This is a genomic window from Cellulosimicrobium sp. NPDC055967 (assembly GCF_042269845.1).
GTDB lineage: Bacteria > Actinomycetota > Actinomycetes > Actinomycetales > Cellulomonadaceae > Cellulosimicrobium.
This window is the reverse complement of record NZ_JBHJYJ010000028.1, coordinates 1-17,300: the sequence shown is the minus strand read 5'-3', so window position 1 is coordinate 17,300 and position 17,300 is coordinate 1. Positions and strand designations below refer to the sequence as shown.

20 protein-coding genes are annotated in these 17,300 nt (G+C 73.5%); 9 read left to right on the top strand and 11 right to left on the bottom strand.

The annotated features are described in order from the left end of the window. Positions 1-95 precede the first annotated feature (95 nt). Positions 96-242: a hypothetical protein gene (locus ACFC2L_RS20030; protein WP_375826099.1), complete on the bottom strand. Its 147-nt coding sequence runs from the start codon at positions 240-242 to the stop codon at positions 96-98. A 155-nt stretch (positions 243-397) separates the two neighbouring features. Between ACFC2L_RS20030 and ACFC2L_RS20025 the strand changes: the two genes are divergently transcribed. Genes ACFC2L_RS20025 through ACFC2L_RS20015 form a run of 3 tightly spaced genes read left to right on the top strand, consistent with a single transcriptional unit; the run spans position 398 to position 2,498 of the window. Then, a complete protein-coding gene (locus tag ACFC2L_RS20025) occupies positions 398-1,522 on the top strand; it encodes an amidase domain-containing protein (protein WP_375826098.1) in 1,125 nt (374 codons plus the stop codon). Between the two features lie 26 nt (positions 1,523-1,548). Next, complete coding sequence (locus ACFC2L_RS20020; protein ID WP_375826097.1) at positions 1,549-1,920, top strand: hypothetical protein; 372 nt, start codon at positions 1,549-1,551, stop codon at positions 1,918-1,920. A 23-nt stretch (positions 1,921-1,943) separates the two neighbouring features. Beyond that, a complete protein-coding gene (locus ACFC2L_RS20015; protein WP_375826096.1) occupies positions 1,944-2,498 on the top strand; it encodes an O-methyltransferase in 555 nt (184 codons plus the stop codon). Between the two features lie 18 nt (positions 2,499-2,516). Here the strand turns inward: ACFC2L_RS20015 and ACFC2L_RS20010 are convergent, their stop codons facing one another. The 4 genes from ACFC2L_RS20010 to ACFC2L_RS19995 all read right to left on the bottom strand — a co-directional run bounded on the left by ACFC2L_RS20010 (position 2,517) and on the right by ACFC2L_RS19995 (position 6,139). Continuing rightward, a complete protein-coding gene (locus ACFC2L_RS20010) occupies positions 2,517-3,380 on the bottom strand; it encodes a formate/nitrite transporter family protein (protein WP_375826095.1) in 864 nt (287 codons plus the stop codon). Positions 3,381-3,553: 173 nt separating this feature from the next. Continuing rightward, positions 3,554-4,159 carry a DUF998 domain-containing protein gene (locus tag ACFC2L_RS20005; RefSeq protein ID WP_375826093.1) on the bottom strand — a complete coding sequence of 202 codons (606 nt, stop codon included), beginning with the start codon at positions 4,157-4,159 and terminating at the stop codon, positions 3,554-3,556. 10 nt (positions 4,160-4,169) lie between these two features. Further along, on the bottom strand, positions 4,170-4,595 hold the full coding sequence (locus tag ACFC2L_RS20000; protein ID WP_375826092.1) for a MarR family winged helix-turn-helix transcriptional regulator: 426 nt from the start codon (positions 4,593-4,595) through the stop codon (positions 4,170-4,172). 68 nt (positions 4,596-4,663) lie between these two features. Next, positions 4,664-6,139 (bottom strand): ACT domain-containing protein, encoded by a 1,476-nt coding sequence (locus tag ACFC2L_RS19995; RefSeq protein ID WP_375826091.1) that lies wholly within the window; start codon positions 6,137-6,139, stop codon positions 4,664-4,666. Positions 6,140-6,277: 138 nt separating this feature from the next. On the opposite strand from ACFC2L_RS19995, the gene ACFC2L_RS19990 reads away from it, so the two are divergent. Beyond that, positions 6,278-6,553 carry a hypothetical protein gene (locus tag ACFC2L_RS19990; RefSeq protein ID WP_375826090.1) on the top strand — a complete coding sequence of 92 codons (276 nt, stop codon included), beginning with the start codon at positions 6,278-6,280 and terminating at the stop codon, positions 6,551-6,553. 98 nt (positions 6,554-6,651) lie between these two features. Here ACFC2L_RS19990 and ACFC2L_RS19985 read toward each other — a convergent pair whose 3' ends face one another. Then, positions 6,652-7,569, bottom strand: a complete 918-nt coding sequence (locus tag ACFC2L_RS19985; RefSeq protein WP_375826089.1) for a LysR family transcriptional regulator — start codon at positions 7,567-7,569, stop codon at positions 6,652-6,654. Between the two features lie 216 nt (positions 7,570-7,785). Between ACFC2L_RS19985 and ACFC2L_RS19980 the strand changes: the two genes are divergently transcribed. Continuing rightward, complete coding sequence (locus ACFC2L_RS19980) at positions 7,786-8,217, top strand: hypothetical protein (protein WP_375826088.1); 432 nt, start codon at positions 7,786-7,788, stop codon at positions 8,215-8,217. Between the two features lie 102 nt (positions 8,218-8,319). On the opposite strand, the gene ACFC2L_RS19975 is transcribed toward ACFC2L_RS19980, so the two are convergent. The 3 genes from ACFC2L_RS19975 to ACFC2L_RS19965 all read right to left on the bottom strand — a co-directional run bounded on the left by ACFC2L_RS19975 (position 8,320) and on the right by ACFC2L_RS19965 (position 11,001). Further along, positions 8,320-8,748, bottom strand: coding sequence for a DUF1761 domain-containing protein (locus ACFC2L_RS19975; protein WP_375826087.1), 429 nt, complete (start codon positions 8,746-8,748; stop codon positions 8,320-8,322). A gap of 44 nt (positions 8,749-8,792) precedes the next feature. Continuing rightward, positions 8,793-9,683, bottom strand: coding sequence for an endonuclease/exonuclease/phosphatase family protein (locus tag ACFC2L_RS19970; RefSeq protein WP_375826086.1), 891 nt, complete (start codon positions 9,681-9,683; stop codon positions 8,793-8,795). A 133-nt stretch (positions 9,684-9,816) separates the two neighbouring features. Further along, positions 9,817-11,001, bottom strand: coding sequence for a pyridoxal phosphate-dependent aminotransferase (locus ACFC2L_RS19965; protein WP_375826100.1), 1,185 nt, complete (start codon positions 10,999-11,001; stop codon positions 9,817-9,819). A 186-nt stretch (positions 11,002-11,187) separates the two neighbouring features. Between ACFC2L_RS19965 and ACFC2L_RS19960 the strand changes: the two genes are divergently transcribed. Further along, positions 11,188-11,829, top strand: coding sequence for a hypothetical protein (locus tag ACFC2L_RS19960; protein ID WP_375826085.1), 642 nt, complete (start codon positions 11,188-11,190; stop codon positions 11,827-11,829). Positions 11,830-11,894: 65 nt separating this feature from the next. Beyond that, complete coding sequence (locus tag ACFC2L_RS19955) at positions 11,895-12,497, top strand: DUF1992 domain-containing protein (protein WP_375826084.1); 603 nt, start codon at positions 11,895-11,897, stop codon at positions 12,495-12,497. A gap of 120 nt (positions 12,498-12,617) precedes the next feature. Here ACFC2L_RS19955 and ACFC2L_RS19950 read toward each other — a convergent pair whose 3' ends face one another. Then, positions 12,618-13,958: a carbohydrate-binding protein gene (locus tag ACFC2L_RS19950; RefSeq protein ID WP_375826083.1), complete on the bottom strand. Its 1,341-nt coding sequence runs from the start codon at positions 13,956-13,958 to the stop codon at positions 12,618-12,620. A 249-nt stretch (positions 13,959-14,207) separates the two neighbouring features. Between ACFC2L_RS19950 and ACFC2L_RS19945 the strand changes: the two genes are divergently transcribed. Beyond that, a complete protein-coding gene (locus ACFC2L_RS19945; RefSeq protein ID WP_375826082.1) occupies positions 14,208-15,392 on the top strand; it encodes an alpha/beta hydrolase in 1,185 nt (394 codons plus the stop codon). An 88-nt stretch (positions 15,393-15,480) separates the two neighbouring features. Here the strand turns inward: ACFC2L_RS19945 and ACFC2L_RS19940 are convergent, their stop codons facing one another. Next, positions 15,481-16,002: a low molecular weight protein-tyrosine-phosphatase gene (locus tag ACFC2L_RS19940; protein ID WP_375826081.1), complete on the bottom strand. Its 522-nt coding sequence runs from the start codon at positions 16,000-16,002 to the stop codon at positions 15,481-15,483. 86 nt (positions 16,003-16,088) lie between these two features. Between ACFC2L_RS19940 and ACFC2L_RS19935 the strand changes: the two genes are divergently transcribed. After that, a complete protein-coding gene (locus ACFC2L_RS19935; RefSeq protein ID WP_375826080.1) occupies positions 16,089-16,997 on the top strand; it encodes an SDR family oxidoreductase in 909 nt (302 codons plus the stop codon). Positions 16,998-17,300: the final 303 nt, after the last annotated feature.

Genomic DNA, 17,300 nt, shown 5'->3' with positions numbered 1-17,300 from the left:
CCCACGCCGTGTCAGTCAGCTCACCACGCCCCACACCCACAACCCGGACATTACCGGACACATGCCAAGAACATTCGCAGGACAGGGCCTAGACGTCAGCCGGCGCCCAGGCACAGCCACGAGGCTCCTGCCTGCGCCCGACCGCCCTTGGCCCAGTTGTAGCAACCAGGGAACTGCCCGATGAGACCCGTGGATGCCTGCGGCAGCAGGAACGCCGTCCTATGATCGCCATACCCCGTCACGCTCCGGTCGGCGAGCCCGACAGACGAGGCCGCCGGCCCACGCCGCCCCACGCCGGCCCACACCGGGATCCCCGCGCGGCACAAGCCTGCCGCCGCTAGCGTGATGCCTGAGGCAATCGTTGCCTCGAAAGTTCACTCAGGGGAGGAGGGCACTGATGCCCTCTGCAAAACCACGCAAGTTGCTCGCCATCGCCTCAGCAGTCCTGGTCGCGGGGATCGCGGCACCAGCCGCAGCCGAAGGGAACGCCACCGACACTGACGTCGAGCTCGAAGGGTCTCTGACTGCGTACCTTGAGAGCCAAGACACCGCATGGGTCGCGCCCCAGGCCCGATCACCGCGTATGGCGGGGTCGCCCACAGAGGCTGAGCGAATCAACGCGGCTACCAGGGACGCGCTGGACGACGACGGCACACCGATCGTCGACGCCCAGTCGAGCTACGACGTGCTCAGCAGCGTCGAGCGTGAGCCCGACATCCTCGAGGTGCACGCCTCCGTCACGACCGAGTTCTCCTATGGCGGCGCTGGCGCCGAATGGCCGCAAGGCAGCGTCTGGACCGACGAGCACCTCATCACGCTGGACACCTCCGGAGCCCGGCCCATCGTCGTCCAAGACGTCCTCGTCGAACCCCCGGCCGACACCACACCGGACGACCCCAACGCCCCAGCACCCACGCAGTCGTCTGCTGACCGGCAAGCCGCACTCGCTGCCGCGAGCCCTGGGGGCGGTTTCACGACCTTCTCCCAGCCGACCGCTGACATCTACAACCAGCAGGCCTACGCCTGGGAGTGGACGTCCCCGCCGAACGATGGCGACACCATCAACGACTTCAACCCCGCCTTCCCTTGGTTCGACAACAACTGCGCGAATTTCGTTTCCCAGGTGTTCCGCGCTGGCGGATGGCAGTACAAGGGCGGAGTCAATCCCTTCGACACTGACAACTGGTCATCCAACCTGACCGGGCCAGGCACCGCCTCGCGCACCTGGTCCTCCGCCAAGTACCAGTACACGTTCTTCCGGTACAACGGCGGCCTCACACCGATCGACAACATCTGGAACGCACGCGCCGGAGAGGTTCTGTACACCGATTGGGACCCGAATAACACGCCCGACGGATCCATCGACCACGTCATGTTCGTCGCCTACGGTGACGGCATTCCGGGAGAGTCGCCGGTCATCTCTCAAAAGACCCCGAACCGGAACATGATCCCGCTCACGCAGTCGATCGCGAATGCCCAGGCACAGGGCAAGACGATTACGTGGTTCGGGCTCGGATACTGAGTCACGACGCAGAAGGGACCGGCCGGATGACGCTGTCACTCCTTGCCACGTTGGGGTTTCTGGGCGCCATCGTCGTCGCCCTGCTCCCCCTCATGGTGCGGCAGTGGCGCACTCGATGGACGGTGCCCGTCGCTCTCTTCGCTGTCACGGTCGTCGTGGTCGTGCTGGCGTCCACGCTCGCCCCGCGTCAGGTCGAGACGGACGGCGGCCGCGCCTCGTGTATCGAGGAACCACTGTTCGGGATCTCGCACACGTCGTCAGACTCCACTCCAGCATGCGTCGACACGAACCGTCGCTACCTCCTGGCTGCGGCCGGAGCATGCGTGCTTGTGCTCGGCCTTGAGGCTCTCACCTGCCGCGGCCTGTTGCGCCGCAACCGGACGGTGCCCGTCAGCTAGCACCGACTCCCGCACCCCCGCCCGTGGCCGCCGCGCGCTCGCGCGCTCGGGCGCGAGGCTTCGCCGCCTCCAGCGGCGACGTCGTCGGGGCGCTCCTCGCGACGCTCGCCGCCGCCGTGCCACCCGGTGGCCGCGTCCTGGAGATCGGGGCTGGTTGCGGGGTCGGGACGGCGTGGCTCGGTGCGGGACTGACGGGCCGCGACGACGTCCGGATCGTCGCTCTCGAGGCAGACCCTGATCTCGCCAGGAGCGTCGCCGCCCACTCCGCCGGGGTGGTCGACGTCGTCGAGCGCCGGGTCGAGGACTGCTGGGATCACTTCGGCCTCTTCGACCTCGTGTTCGCGGACGCCGAGGGGGGAAAGTGGACTGACTTCGATCGCACGCGCGAGCTCGTGCGACCTGGCGGGTTCCTGGTCCTCGACGATCTCGACCCGGCGCGCTATGCCGCCGAGGAGCATCGTTCGGTCGTCGCCTCGATCGTCACGGCGGTCCGTGACGACCCCCGGTTCGTCGAGGTCAGCCTCGCGGTCGAGACAGGTCTGCTCGTCGCCGTGAGGCGGATCGGCCTCGACGGGTGAGAGCCGACCGCCGGCCGCTCAGGCGGGCTCGGAGACCAGCTCGCGCTCCGCCGTCGGGCCGGGCTGGGGCTCCTGGGCCGAGCGGCGCGACGCCGGGCGGCCGTACGTGAGGTAGAGCGGCAGGCCGGTGAGGAGCAGGCCGCCGACGAGGTTGCCCAGCACGGTGGGGATCTCGTTCCACACGAGGTAGTCCATGATCGTGAACTCGCCCCCGAGCAGCAGCCCGGACGGGAACAGGAACATGTTGACGATCGAGTGCTCGAACGACATGAAGAAGAACAGCATCACGGGCATCCACATCGCGATGGCCTTGCCGGGCACGTCCTTCGCGATCATGGCGCCGATGACCCCCATGGACACCATCCAGTTGCACAGCATGCCGCGCACGAACAGCGTGAGCATGCCCGACGCCCCGTGCTCCGCGTACCCGACCGTGCGGCCCTCGCCGATGTGCCCGATCGCCTGACCGACCTCGTTGGGCGGGGTGTCGAACCCGTACGTCACGACGATCGCCATCATCACCGCGACGGCGAGCGCGCCGAGGAAGTTCCCCACGAACACCAGGCCCCAGTTGCGCAGGACGCCGCGCACGGTGACGCCGGGCCGCTTGTCGAGCCAGGCCAGCGGGCCGAGGACGAACATGCCGGTGAGCAGGTCGTACCCGAGCAGGTACAGCAGGATGAACCCGACGGGGAAGAGGACGGCGCCGAGGATCGCCTGGCCGGTCGTGACCGTCACCGTGACGGCGAACGCGGCGGCGATCGCGAGGATCGCGCCGCCCATCGTGGACCGCACGAGCGTGTCGCGCGTGGACAGCAGGACCTTGCCGGCACCGGCGTCGATGATCGTCGGGACGAGCTCGGCGGGCTTGAGGGAGGACATGGCTCACGGCTCCGGGGAGAGGTCGGCGGTGGCTCTGCCCGGCGTGGCGACCGCCGCGGCGTCCCCGACGCTAGGACCTCACGGTTTCGACGGCGTGACCCTCCTGGCCCCGTCTCGTTACCGTCTCCGCTCACCGCGCCTCGGCGCACTGTGAGGTCCGGGCCACCGCCCGCTCAGGACGTGACGGCGACGTCGAGCGCGAGGCCGATGCTCGCGAGCAGGAAGAAGAGGGTGATCGCGACGATGAACACCCGCTCGCTGATCCCGAACGTGCGCGAGCGCAGCGGCTGGACGACGAGCGACGCCACGAGCGCGACGAGCGCCGCGAGCGCGACCCAGTGCAGGACGACGAGCGCGGTGCCCAGCACCCCGGCGTCGGCGAGGTAGCGCGAGAAGTTGCCGGTGAGGCTGTAGCTCAGCGCGAACCAGGCGATCGCGGCGAGCAGGTGCAGGCGGCCGACGGTCGTGCTCCGCTGCCCCTCCAGGTCCGTCGGCAGGAACGGCAGGGCGACGAACAGCACGACGAGGGGCACGAGCTGCCACAGCACCTCGGTCTTCTCGGCCCACGACGTCCCCGCGACGGCGCCGGCGAGCGCCGCCCACGCGAGCGCCATCGTCCACGTCGCCGCCGTGGAGAGCCGGCGGGTGCGCCCGACGGCGTAGTCGCTCACCGCGTGCCGGACCGGGCTGTAGTCGCTCGGGACGAGGTGCAGGGCGACGAACAGCACGAGCCGGACGAGGAAGAGGACCGCGGCGGTCGCGGCGAGGACGGTGGTCATCGAGCACCTCTCAAGGGTTGGTCGGGGGAGCGGGGAGACGCACCGCGTCGTGCAGCGCGCGGACGGTGCGGGCGAGCTCCTGGGGATCGAGGCCGAGCGAGCGGGCCGCGACGTCGAGCGCGTCCCCGAGGACGCGCCGGCACGTCCCGAGGGTCGACCGGCCCGCCTCCGTGGCGGCGAGCCGACGCGCGCGCCCCACGCCCTCGGACAGGTCGACCACGTGCCCGTCGTCGAGGAGGCGTCGGACGATGACGCTCATCGACGGCTCGCTCACCCCGACCGCGGACGCGAGACGGCGGCCGGTGATGCCCGGGTGCTCGGCGACGATCACGAGCGCGACGAACCGGTGGTACGTCATGCCCTCGCCGCGCAGGAGTCGTTCCGCCTCGCGGTCGAGCGTGCGCACGAGGTCGTGCAGCTCGTGGGCGAGGTCCATGCCGACCACCATAACTTAGGTGCCTAAGTTTGTCCCCATGGTTTGCCGCACCAGGGGGAGCGGCGGGGTCATGCGGCGTGCACGACGACGGAGCGCACCGTCGCGAGGCGGGCGACCGCACGCTCGAGGGCGCGTGCCCGGCGCTCGGTCGCGCGGAACGTCACGACGATCCGACCGGCGCGGCCGTCGTCCGCCGGCTCCGTCGCGAGCGAGTCGAAGCTGACGCCGCGCGTCGAGAACACTCCCGTCAGCGCGGTGAGCGTCCCCGGCTGGTCGAGCCCGTGCACGGACGCGACCCACGCGACCTCCGCCCGGCCCGACGACGCCCGGTCGCCCGCGAGGGTCGGCTCGTCGAGATCGTGAGCACGCGACGACGCGGCGGGGGCGCCTGCGGCGGTCCCGGTCCGCCCGGGCCGTCCCGACCGGTCGTCCTGGCCCGGCGTCGCGCTCGCGGCGACCATGCGCCCGACGCCGTCCGCCGCGTGCGCGAGGCGGCGTGCCTCGTCGTCGGGCAGGTCGTCGAGGAGCACGCGCGTCCACCCGCCCGGCCCGAGGACCACGGGGACGCCGAGCACGCCGCGGTGCGGGACGCCGTCGTGCCCCGCGAGGGTCCGCTCGAGCCGTCCGTCGAGCCGTCCGTCGAGCTCGCCGTCGAGCGCGACCTGCCCGGCGACGACGATCTCGCGGCCGTCGAGGATCACCTCGAGCAGGTCGACCGTCGCGCTGGCCGTCCCGGCGGGCGTCTTCGCGCCCGACTGGTGCGTCATCCACGGGCGCGCCACGAGCCGCAGGTCGGCGGGCCACGTGTCGATGAGGTCGAACGCCGCACCCATGTCGGCCGCGGCCACGTGCGCCAGCTCGGTCTTCGCCGCGGCGATCTCGGCGGGCAGCGCGTCGAGCGTCCGGCCCCGGCGCAGCGCCGCGACGGCGCGGGCCCGCTCGTCGGCGTCGAGACCGCTCACGCGGACCGTCGACCACAGCGGCACGGCGTCCTCGCCGTGCTGACCCCCGACGAACCCGCCGACGCGGTGTCGGCGCACGCCCAGCTCGACCGCGAGCTCGCGCCGGAACCGCAGCGTGTCGAGCCACGCGCCCATCCCGAGCACGCGGTGCCGCCCGAGCCGCTCCGCCATGACCGCCACGCCGAGCTCCACGGGGTTCGTCACGACGACGACCACCTCGTGCCCGGAGCCGTGCCGCGCGATCGCGTCCGCGTACTCGGCGAGGACGGCGCCGTTCGTCGCGGCCAGGACCCGGCGGTCGGGGTCGGCGCCCGTGCGCGCCGGAGGCGTGAGGCCCGCGGCCACCACGATCACGTCGGCCGTGACGTCCTCGGGGGAGTGCGCGACGTCGAGGAGCGGCGCGTGCTCGTCGTACGCGTCGACCAGGTCGGCGCGCAGCCCGTGCACGGCGCGGCCCGACGCCCCGCCGGCCCGACCGACGAGCTGGAGCCGCGCCGTCGGCGGGAGCACCCGCCGCTCGACGATCTGGGTGCACACCTGCCGGCCGACGTCCCCCGTCGCCCCCACCACCGCTACGTCCACCCCGGCAGGCTACGTCGCCGACCGATGAGTGCGGGCGCCCGCGCGCGTCATGACCCGTGAGGACGCGAGTCACCCGGACGCGCGGCCCCTGCGCGAGGCCCCCGGACGCGGGGCACCCGGACGACGAGGAGCAGGACGATGACGACCCCCGGACCGACGGTGAAGAACCTCGACGGCTACGGCACGCCGCCGATCGCGTGGGCACGCGTGCACGACACGCTGTTCGGCCGGCTCCCGCAGGAGCCCGGGGCCGGCGGGCCGAACCGGCACACCAACGCGCTCACCGCGGAGTTCAGCGCGCCGTCGGCCGGCCCGCCGCCGTGGGCGGTCTACCGCCTGGTCCCCGAGCGGGTGTTCGCGTTCGGCACGGCCGAGCCCTACGGCGCCACCCGCTTCGACCTCCCACCGAGGTAGAGCCCTAGTGACGCGAGGCAGAGCCCTGGTCGCGCGAGGTAGAGCTCCGGTCGCCCGAGGTAGAGGCATGGTCGTGACCACGGCTCTCCCTCGACGAGTCAGGCGAAGGCGATGTCCGCCGCGGCGGCGACCATCTCGTCGAGGACCGCGGAGACGACCGGCCGGGGCTCGTGCCGGGTCGCGCGGTGGCGCGCGACGAGACGCCGGGAGCCGAGGCCGGGCAGCCCGACGACCGTGACGCCGTCGGGCACCTCGTCCGACGCGCCCCCCTCGACGGCGAGCGCCGGGAGCATCGCGACGCCGAGCCCGGCGGCGACGAGGGACAGCGCGACGTCGAAGTCGTAGTAGTTGTGCCGCGTGCGCAGGGTCCCGCCGAGCCCGCGGGCCAGACGGCGCAGGGCGCGCGCGGCGGCGGTGCCCGGCTCGGGGCCGAGCCAGACGGCGTCGCGCACGTCGTCGAGGCGGGTCGGGGTGGGCATGCCCGCGGGGACCACGAGCCGCCACGGCTCGTCGAGCAGCACGATCTCGCGCGTGCCGCGCGGCGCGGGGGAGTCGGCCTCGTAGTCGCGCTCGAGGAGCACGACGTCGAGCTCGCCCGCGCGCAGGAGGCGCAGCGCCTCGGTGGGCTCGCGCTCCTGCACGTCGAGCTCGACCCCGGGCGCCGTCTCGGCCAGGCGCCCGGCGACCGGCGCGACGACGGCGCGGATCGCCGTCTGGAACGACCCGACCGCGACCCGGCCGATGACCTCGTCGCCGAGCGCGGCGAGCGCCTTGCGCGCCTCGACGAGCTCCGTCTCGATGCGTTCGGCCGTCTCCGCGAGCACGCGCCCGGCCGGCGTGAGGGTCACGCCGCGCGGTCCACGGTCGAGGACCGCGACGCCCTCCTCCGCCTCGAGCCGCTGGATCTGCTGGGAGACCGCCGACGGGGTGACGTGCAGGAGATCTGCTGCCGCGAGAATGCCCCCGCCGCGGTGCACGGCAAGGAGAAAACCAAGTCTGCGTGGGTCCGTCGCCATGTAGAGATGCTAAACCGCCGGTGCAGGATACTTCGATTGTGCTGAAGCCCGGGAGGCCTCACACTTGTCGTGGCGCCGGTCGGTTACCTCCTCCTCCTTACGGGTCGGCGCCCGAGCTTCCGCACCACCCGCGCCACCAGCCACCGGCCCGGAGCGCACAGCCACCGCAGCGTCGCGGCAACCCCCTCCACCCCTCTTCGTCACCGGAGTACCGCTGTGCTCGTCACCCTCGACGCGTTCGTCATGTTCCTCGGCTGGATCGGCGCCGCCGCCGGCGTCGTCGCCTACGCGATGGTCAGCCGCGGCCGCTGGGCCGCGTCGTCCGCCCCGTTCCAGCTCACCAACCTCACCGCCGCAGGCCTCATGGGCATGGTCGCCGCCGCGAACGGGGTGTGGCCGTCGGTGGCTGCCAACATCGTGTGGATCCTCATCGGCGTGCAGGCGATCGTCGTGATCGTCCGCGCGCGGGCGCGCCGCCGCGCGGCCGTCGACGACGTGGTGACCTCGCCGGCCGCGGTCGTCCCGGGCACGGCCACGACCACGACCACGGCCACGGCCACGGCCACGGACACGGCCACGGCCACCGTCCCCGAGCCGGTCCTCGCCGACGGCGACCCCTCGCCGCGCGAGGTCGGGCTCGCCGCCTGACGGCCCCACCGGCCTGCCGAGCGTCGCACTCCGCGGCGTGAGCGCGCCTGTCCGTGCATCCGTCGAGCACGGGTGCGTCTCTGGGGCCCGGCGCGCCCGCGGTTACACCCCGGCGGGCGTGATCAGCCCGATCAGCAGGCCCATCACGAGCACGGTGACCAGCTCGTGCGCGGCGTTGAGGACGGTGAGCCCCGCCGGCCGGCCCTCGAACGCGTCGTGCGTGACGAACCGCGCGGCGGTGAACCCCGCCCACAGCACGACGGCCGTCAGCAGCGCGTTGCCGAGGTAGCCGCCGCCGTAGAACGACCACGCGAGGTACGTCGCCCCCGCGAGGACCCAGGCCGTGACGAAGCTGACCACGAGGGTCACGACGATCGGCACGACGGCGTCCCGCCCCTCCCCGGACGGGTCGACCTTCGCGACGCGCATCCAGTACGTGCCGAACACCTTCGGCGTGTACCAGACCGAGCCCACGACCATGCTCGACACCGTCGCGGCCAGCACCGCCCAGTAGTTGATCTCCGGAACCATCGGACCGCTCCCTCGCGTCGACGCCCTCGCTCGGAGCGTAGCGCTCAGGCGGTGGCGCCGGCCTGCGGTTCGACGACCACGTCGACCACGACCGCGCGGTGGTCGGACAGGCCGGTGTCGACGGCGGTCGCGGGGCCGAGCGCCCGGAGCGTCGCCTGCCCGGGAGCGCCGTCGACGAGGACGTGGTCGATCTGGCGCACGGGCCGGTCCGTGGGGTGCGTGAGCACGTCGGCGAAGGACGTGAAGCCGCTGAGCACGGCGGGCTCCGGCGCGCGCAGGTTGAGGTCGCCGAGCAGCGCGAGCGGCCGGGGGAGCGGCGTGCACGCCCGGACGAGGGACCGGAGCTGGTCCGCGGTGAACTCGGGGCGGGACGTGGTGTGGGTCGTCACCACGGTGAGCGGGCCCCACGGCGTCACGACGGCGGCCGCGAGCGCCGCGCGGGGCTCGTCCGGGACCACGCGGAACGGGACGAGGCGAGCGGCCCCGCGCACCGGACCCGACGTCCGGCGCCGGACGCGCGAGCGCCACGGCATCCGGTCGAGCTCGAGCCGCGACCACCGGGTCACCGGGAACCGGCTGACCAGCCCGATCCCGTAGGACGCGACGCCCGGCACGCGCCGCACCCCCGACCCCGGGCGGGCCGCGCGCACCCAGGCACCGGAGACGCCGCGCAGGGTGGGGGAGAAGTGCCGGTGGTCGGCATGCAGCGCCTCGGCGGCGACGGCGACGAGGTCGGCGCGCTGCGAGCGGGGCGAGTCCCGCTCCACCTCCTGCAGCGCGAGCACGTCCGCGTCGAGGTACGCGACCGCGCGCGCGAACCGCTCGACGTCGACCGTCCCGTCGAGCGCGGCGCCGTGCAGCGCGTTGAACGTCGCGAGGCGCAGCACGCCGTCGGCTCGAGGAGGCAGTCCTGTCGAGGTGGGTCCGGTCGGCACCGCACGATCCTCGCGCGGACTGGTCGCCGTCGCGACCAGACCCGCGAGATAGCGATCCCCGGCCACGGAGGCCCTCGGTTCCTGGTCGCAGGCCGCTCTCTCGGCCGTGGGTCGCTGTCTCGGCGTCAGGGGCTCAGAGGGTGCGGCGCCAGGCGACGATGCGCTCCACCGCCTCCGCGACGGTCTCCGGGGCCGCCGCGAAGGACAGGCGCACCCAGTCGCCGCCGTGGACGCCGTCGAAGTCCGTACCCGGAGTGAGCGCGACGCCCGCCTCAGCGAGCAGCCGCTCGCACCACGTCACGGAGTCCAGGCCGTCGCCGGAGACGTCGGCGTAGACGTAGAACGCGCCGTCGGCCGGGGCGACGCGCGACCACCCGAGGTCGTCGAGGCGCGCCAGCACGAGCTCGCGCGACGCCGCGTAGCGCGCCACGTTCTCTGCGGCCGCGGCGTACCCCTCGGGGGAGAACGCCGCGACGCCCGCGTGCTGCGCGAGCGCGGGCGGCGACAGCGCGACGTTGCCCGCGAGCGCGTCGACCGGCCCGACGAGCTCGTCGGGCAGCACGAGCCACCCCAGGCGCCAGCCCGTCATGGCCCAGTACTTGGAGAACGAGTTGACGACGACGGCCCCGTCGCCGACGTACCGCGCGGCGGTGGGCAGCGCCGCCGGCGAGGCTCCGGCCGGGTCGCCGTACGTGATGCCGTGGTAGATCTCGTCGCTCACGAGGCGCACGTCGTGGTCGGCGCACCACGTCGCGACGGCGTCGAGCTCGGCGGGGAGGATCATCGTGCCGGTCGGGTTCGCGGGGCTCGCGAGGACGAGCCCGTCGAGGCCGCCGCCGTAGTACGCCTCCATGAGCTGCGACACCGTGGGCTGGTAGCGCGTCTCCGGGCCGCAGTCGAGCTCGACGACCTCGCAGCCCAGCGCCCGCAGGATGTTCTTGTACGCGGGGTAGCCGGGGCGGGCCAGCGCGACGCGGTCGCCGACGTCGAACGCCGCGAGGAACGCGAGGAGGAACCCGCCGGACGACCCGGTCGTCACCGCGACGCGCGCCGGGTCGACCTCGACGCCGTACCAGCGGTCGTAGTGCTCCGCGATCGCGCGGCGCAGCGCCGGGACGCCGAGCGACTCCGTGTACCCGAGGTCGCCGTGCTCCAGCAGCTCGATCGCGCGGCGCCGGACGACGTCCGAGGCGCCCGTCGACGGCTCGCCTGCGCACAGGTTGAGGACCGACGCCCCCGCGTCGCGCAGACGGTTCGCCTCCGCGAGCACCTCCATCACCGCGAACGGCGGCACGTGCGAGCGGCGTGAGACCTTCATCGACCCAGACATGGGGCCATCATGCCGGGTCGCACGGCGCCGAACCCGGGGTCACGGGCGAGTTCGGCGGTCGGACGGCCCACGACCCCGGGTTCGGCGCGGGGTCGGTCATCCGTTCGAGGGACGTCGGCGACCGCGAGGGGTCGGTCGTCCGGGCGACGCGCCGTCGTCGGCCGACGGGGTCGGATGGACGGTATGACCGAGGACGTGTGGGACGACGGCTCCGACGACCGGGCGAGGGACGATCGTGGACGCGGCAGTCACGAGCGCGACGGCCGCGACGAGGTGTTCCGACCCGTGCGGGGATGGGGCGTGCTGTGGCGCAGCGCGTTCGTGCTGTGGCACGGCGGGCACGAGTACGTCGTGGACGTGGACTTCCTCGACTGGGACGAGCGGATCCGGCTCTACCGCGACCGCCGCCTCGTCGACGAGCAGCGGTCCCGGGCCCGCTTCGACCTCGGCGGCGCGGTCCTCGAGGCCCGGATGAGCCTCTACGGGATGCGATACGTGCGCGTCGTCGACGCCGTGGGGGACGTCCGGGACGTCGCGCCGATGCCCGGCACCGCCGAGGCGTGGCGCGACCGCATGGACCGCGAGCGCCCGACGGCGAGCCGCGCCGTCGGTGTCGTGGCGTGGGTCGTGCTCGCGGTCGCGCTGGTGACGCAGGTGCCGCAGCTCCTCGACCTCGTCTCCGGGTTCACGGGCTGGACGCCGCCGTTCGTGCCCGACCTGCCCGCCTCCGTGAACACGGTGCTGTCCGTGGCGGGGGTGGTCGCTGCCGTCGACCGCGGGCTGCGCCGCCGCTACCACCCGCTCCTGGACGGCTGACCGCCCGCTCGTCCCGGGCCGTCGCCCGTGCTTAGGGTGGACGGACGCCGACAGAGGAGGTTCTCGTGTTCCGACGACGGTCCCGCAGCGCCCCGGACGACGACCCGGTCCGGCGAGCCGCGCAGTACCGGGTCGACCGCGAGACCGCGCGCGAGGAGTCGGAGCGCGACGACGCGAACCGCGCGGCCGAGCCCGGACCGGCCGGACGAGAGGCGCCCGCCGCCGATCCCCGGGGCCCGGACGACGTCGCCGAGCCCCGCGGCCCACGTCGTGTACGACCCGAGGATCGGGCGATGTACGTCGACGCGGTGATCGACCAGGCCATCCGGCGGGGCGATTTCGACGACCTCCCGCTCGCGGGCAAGCCGATCCCCGGGCTCACGGGGACGCACGACCCGGACTGGTGGCTCAGGTCGGTCATCGAGCGCGAGCAGCTCACCGGGCTGGGTCCGCCCGCGATGCTGCTCAAGCAGGAGGACCGGGAGCTCGACGACCGGCTCGACCGCGAGCTCGACGAGACGACCGTCCGCGAGATCCTCGCCGACTTCAACGCGCGCGTCGTCGACGCCCGTCGCCAGCTCCTGGGCGGACCACCGGTGGTCACCCCGACGCGCGACGTGGACCACGAGGTCGCACGCTGGCGCGCCCGCCGCGCCCGGACCGCCTGACTCGACGACCCACCCCCGCGGCACGACCACCCGCCGAGCACGACATGAGGGTCGCTATCGGGCTGATAACGACCCCCGTGTCGTGTTCGGCGGGAGCGGGCGTCAGGAGGACCGGCCTGACTAGCGGCCCTGGAGCGCGCGGACGTTGTCGCCGAACGTCCAGCCCTTGGAGCCGTCCCAGTTGATCGACCACGTCATGAGGCCCTTGAGGCGTGACGCGTACGGCTGGTACGCCTGCGTCACCAGCGACGGCGCCATGTAGCCGCCGCCCGCGCCCGCCTGGGCGGGGAGCCCTGGGACCTGCTTGTCGTAGGGCACCTTCACCGTGACGCCCTGGATCGTCAGCCCGGCGTTCAGGCAGTCGGTCTGCGCCTGGAAGCCCTGGACGGTCCCGGCGCCGTAGGAGTCGCCGCTGCAGCCGTACATCGAGCCGTTGTAGTACTGCATGTTGAGCCACCACAGGCGACCGTTGTCGACGTACTTCTTGATGATCGGGAGGTACGAGCCCCAGATCGAGCCGTACACGACGCTGCCGCCCGTGACGTACGCCGTCTCGGGCGCCATCGTGAGACCGAATCCGCTCGGCATCTCCGCGAGGACGCCGTCGATGATGCGGATCAGGTTCGACTGCGACGTCGAGAGCGTGCTGATGCTCCCGCTGCCGGACAGCCCCGTCTCGATGTCGATGTCGATGCCGTCGAAGTGGTTGTCGCGCAGGATCGGCACGACCGTCTCCACGAAGCGGTCCGCGACGGCCGGGCTGGACAGGTCGATCCCGGCGGTCGCGCCGCCGATCGACAGGAGCAGGCGCGTGCCGTTCGCCTTCGCCGCGCACATCTCGGCGGGCGTCGGCACGTCGACCCCGACGTCCATGCCGTCCTCCCACAGCACGGTGCCGTCGGAGAGGATCACCGGGAACGCGAGCGTGACGACGTTGTAGCCGTGCGCGGAGATCCGGGCGTCGTCGATCGGGATGTGCCCGAGGCCGGGGTGCACGCCGTTGGACGCGCCGTCCCAGCTCTCCCAGTACCCCTGGAGCACCTTGCCCGCCGGCTTGCCCTGGACCGCGCAGTCGGTCGGGTCGGCGGGATCGGTCGGATCCGTGGGATCCGTGGGATCGGTCGGGTCCGTGGGATCCGTCGGGTCCGTGGGATCCGTCGGGTCCGTGGGATCCGTCGGGTCGCACGCGCCGCCGTCGGTCCACAGCGTCGGGGTCGACGCGGGGTTCCAGCCGGTGCCGACGTAGGCCGTGTGCGTGACGCGCGCGGTGTACGTGCGCCCGCCGTAGGTGACCTGGGCGCCGGCGGCGTACGTCGAGCCCTCGGCCCACCCGGTGGTCGAGCACTGGGCCGCGGCCGCGGGGGCCAGCGCACCCGGGACGACGGCGGCGCCGCCCACGAGGGCCGCCGCCAGGGCGACGGTGGCCGCTCCGGCGAGGAGCGGGGTCGGACGAGATCTCACGGGGCACCTCGGTTCGGTCGCACGGCGGCCGAGGCGGACGCCGTCGGCCGATGATCCCGCCAGTCTGCAAGCGCCCGACGGCGTCGCGCATGAGGGAGAACCACACGATCTGCACCGCTCGCCGGGCCGCGGAACCGCGCGGGGTACGGGTGGTCCCGGACCTCCCGGCGCGCACGGGACCGGCCCGGGGCCGAAGGTCGCCCCGCCCGTACCGAGCGGCGTTCGTCCCGCGCGCCTAGGGTCGGCGGCATGGCCGACTGGCAGCCCGACGTCCTCGGCGACGACTACGAGCAGCTCACGCTGCCGCTCTCCCCCGACGACGAGGGCGACGTCGTCGCGACGCTCGTGCGCCGCCGTCGAGCCGGGGGCGACGGCGCCCCGGCCGCGGGCGACGACGGACCCGCCCCCTACCTGGACGTCCTGTACGTCCACGGGTGGTCGGACTACTTCTTCCAGACCGAGCTCGCCGACTTCTGGGAGGCGCACGGCGCACGCTTCCACGCGCTCGACCTCCGCAAGTACGGGCGCAGCCTGCGCCCCGGCCAGACCCCGGGATTCGTCACGGACCTCACGACGTACGACGAGGACGTCGAGGCGGCGCTCACGGCGATCGGCCACCACGGCGACGGGCGCTCGCCGCGCGAGCTCGTGCTCATGGGCCACTCGACGGGCGGCCTGACCCTCAGCCTCTGGCTCGCCCGGAACCCCGGCCGCGCGGCGGCGCTCGTCCTCAACAGCCCGTGGCTGGAGTTCCAGACGCGCGAGGTCGGGCGCCTGCTGCTCGAGCCCGTGATCGGGGCCCGCGCCCGCCTCATGCCGACGCGCCCGCTGCCGAACGTCGACCTCGGCTTCTACACGCGCTCGGTGAGCAAGGACTTCGACGGCGAGTGGACGTACGACCTCACCTGGCGCCCCCAGCACGGGTTCCGCACCACGCCCGCGTGGCTGTCCGCCGTCTTCCGCGGGCAGCAGACCGTCGCGCGCGGCCTGTCCATCGGGGCTCCGGTGCTGGTGCTGCTCTCCGCGCGGAGCACGCTGCTCCCGCGCTGGACGCCCGAGATGATGCACACGGACACGGCGATCGACGTGGACGGCGTCGCGCGGCGGTCCGTCCAGCTCGGCGACCTCGTCACGGTCGCGCGCCTGGACGGCGCCCTGCACGACGTCGTCCTCTCGGCCCGGCCCGTGCGCGCGCTCGCGTACGGGCGCATCGCGCAGTGGGTCGGCGCGTACCTCCCGCGTCCCGCGCCCGTCGTCCCGGTCGTGCCCGACGACGCCGCCCCCGCTCCCGACGCCGCACCACCGGCGCCGGGCGTCCTGGGCCTCCTGCTCTCCCGCCTCGGCGCGGGTGCCCACCACGCCGGCCGGGCCGTCGCGCGCGCGGTGGGCTCCGCCGTCGGGAGCCTGCGCGGCCGGCGGTCCCGCACCCGCTGACGCTCCGCACCCGCACCGCCACGGTTGTGGGCGGGGAATGGGCCCGGTTCCACGGCCTGAACCGGGCCCATTTCCCGCCCACAACGGGTCAGGTGGCGAGCCGTGTGCGGACGAAGTCCACGATCCCGTCTGCGGCGGCCTCCACCTCGGCGAGGCAGTCCTCGAAGTCCTGCTGACCGCCGTACCAGGGGTCGGCGATGTCGAGCACGTGCTCGGGCTCGCCCGGCGCGACGCGGGGGGCGGCCGGGTCGAACGAGCGGTACATCCGCACCGGGCCGGCGCCGTCGAGGCGGCGCAGGGCGCGCGCGTGCTGGGACGTCATCGCGAGCACGAGGTCGCGCGCGGCGAGGTCGCCCGCGCGCACCTGGCGCGCCCGGTGCGTCCCGTCGACGACGTACCCGTGCTCGGCGAGGACGGCCCGCGCCCGACGGTCGATCGGGTTGCCTCGCTCCTCGTCGCTGATCCCCGTCGAGTCCACCACGACGCGGTCGCCGAGCCCGGCCGCCTCGAAGCGGTCGCGCAGCACCACCTCGGCCATGGGGGACCGGCAGATGTTGCCGGTGCAGACGGTCATGACGCGGTAGGGCGCGGGGGCCTCGGCACTGGTCATGGGCCCATTCTGGGGGAGTCGCGCGCACTCCTCACGTGCGCGCCGGTCGCCGGGCGCCCCGCGACCGCCACGTCTACCGTGAGGACATGATGATCGGAGCGGGGTCGGGGCGGATCGCCGTGACGGGCGCGAGCGGGCTCCTGGGGTCGAAGCTCGCGTTCCGCCTCGCCGCCGAGGGCGCGAGGCAGCGCCTCGTCGTGCGCGACGCCGCCCGGGCGCCCCGCCTCGGCGACGACCCGCTCCCGGAGTCGGACGTCGCCGTCGTCGGCGGGTACACGGACACGCGCGGGATGGTCGCCGCCTTCACCGACGTGGACACCGTGTTCCTCGTGTCTGCCCGCGAGGACCTCGACCGTGTCGCGCAGCACCGCGCGGCGGTCGACGCCGCCATCGCGGCCGGGGTCGGGCACATCGTCTACGTGTCGTTCGTCGGCGCGGCGCCGGACGCCGTCTTCACGTTCGCGCGCGACCACTGGCGCACCGAGGAGTACATCCGCGCGACGGGCGTGCGCCACACGTTCCTGCGCGACAACCTCTACCACCGCGGGCTTGCGCTCATGGTCGGCGCCGACGGCGTGATCCGCGGGCCGGCGGGCGACGGCCGGGTCGCGTGCGTGTCGCACGACGACATCGCGGACGTCGCGACCGTCGTCCTGCTCGACGCCGACGCCCACCGCCACGACGGCGTCACCTACGACGTCACCGGGCCCGAGGCCCTCACGCTCGACGAGGTCGCGCAGGCGCTGACCGTCGCCACGGGTCGCGACATCACGTACCACGCCGAGACCGTCGAGGAGGCGTACGCGTCGCGCGAGCGCTACGGGGTGCCGCGGTTCGAGGTCGACGGCTGGGTGTCGTCGTACACGGCGATCGCCGCGGGCGAGCTCGCGCACGTGAGCGACGCCGTCCCCCGGCTCGTCGAGCGCCCCGCGCAGTCGTTCGCCGCGTGGCTCGACGACTACCCCGAGGAGTGGGCGCACCTGCGTCCCGCGTGAATCTGGCGCGCACCCGCGAGATCGACCCGCACGTCCGAGATCGACCCTCGGTGGGTCGATCCGGCGACGGGCGGGTCGATCTCGGCGTCTCCACGCCGTGCGCGAAATCCCCTGGCGTTGCCGCGGGGGGCGGACGTACCGTCGTCGTACACGCGAAAGGAGGTGGTCCTGGAAGTGAAGATTCTTCGGACTCGTGAGGTGGTTGCGCGCTAGGGCGTGTCCGGTGAATCGCGGAGCCAGAGGATGATCGCGGCGATGGTGAGTTCGGAGCGGTAGTAGGCGGCGCGTTTGGTGAAGCGGGTG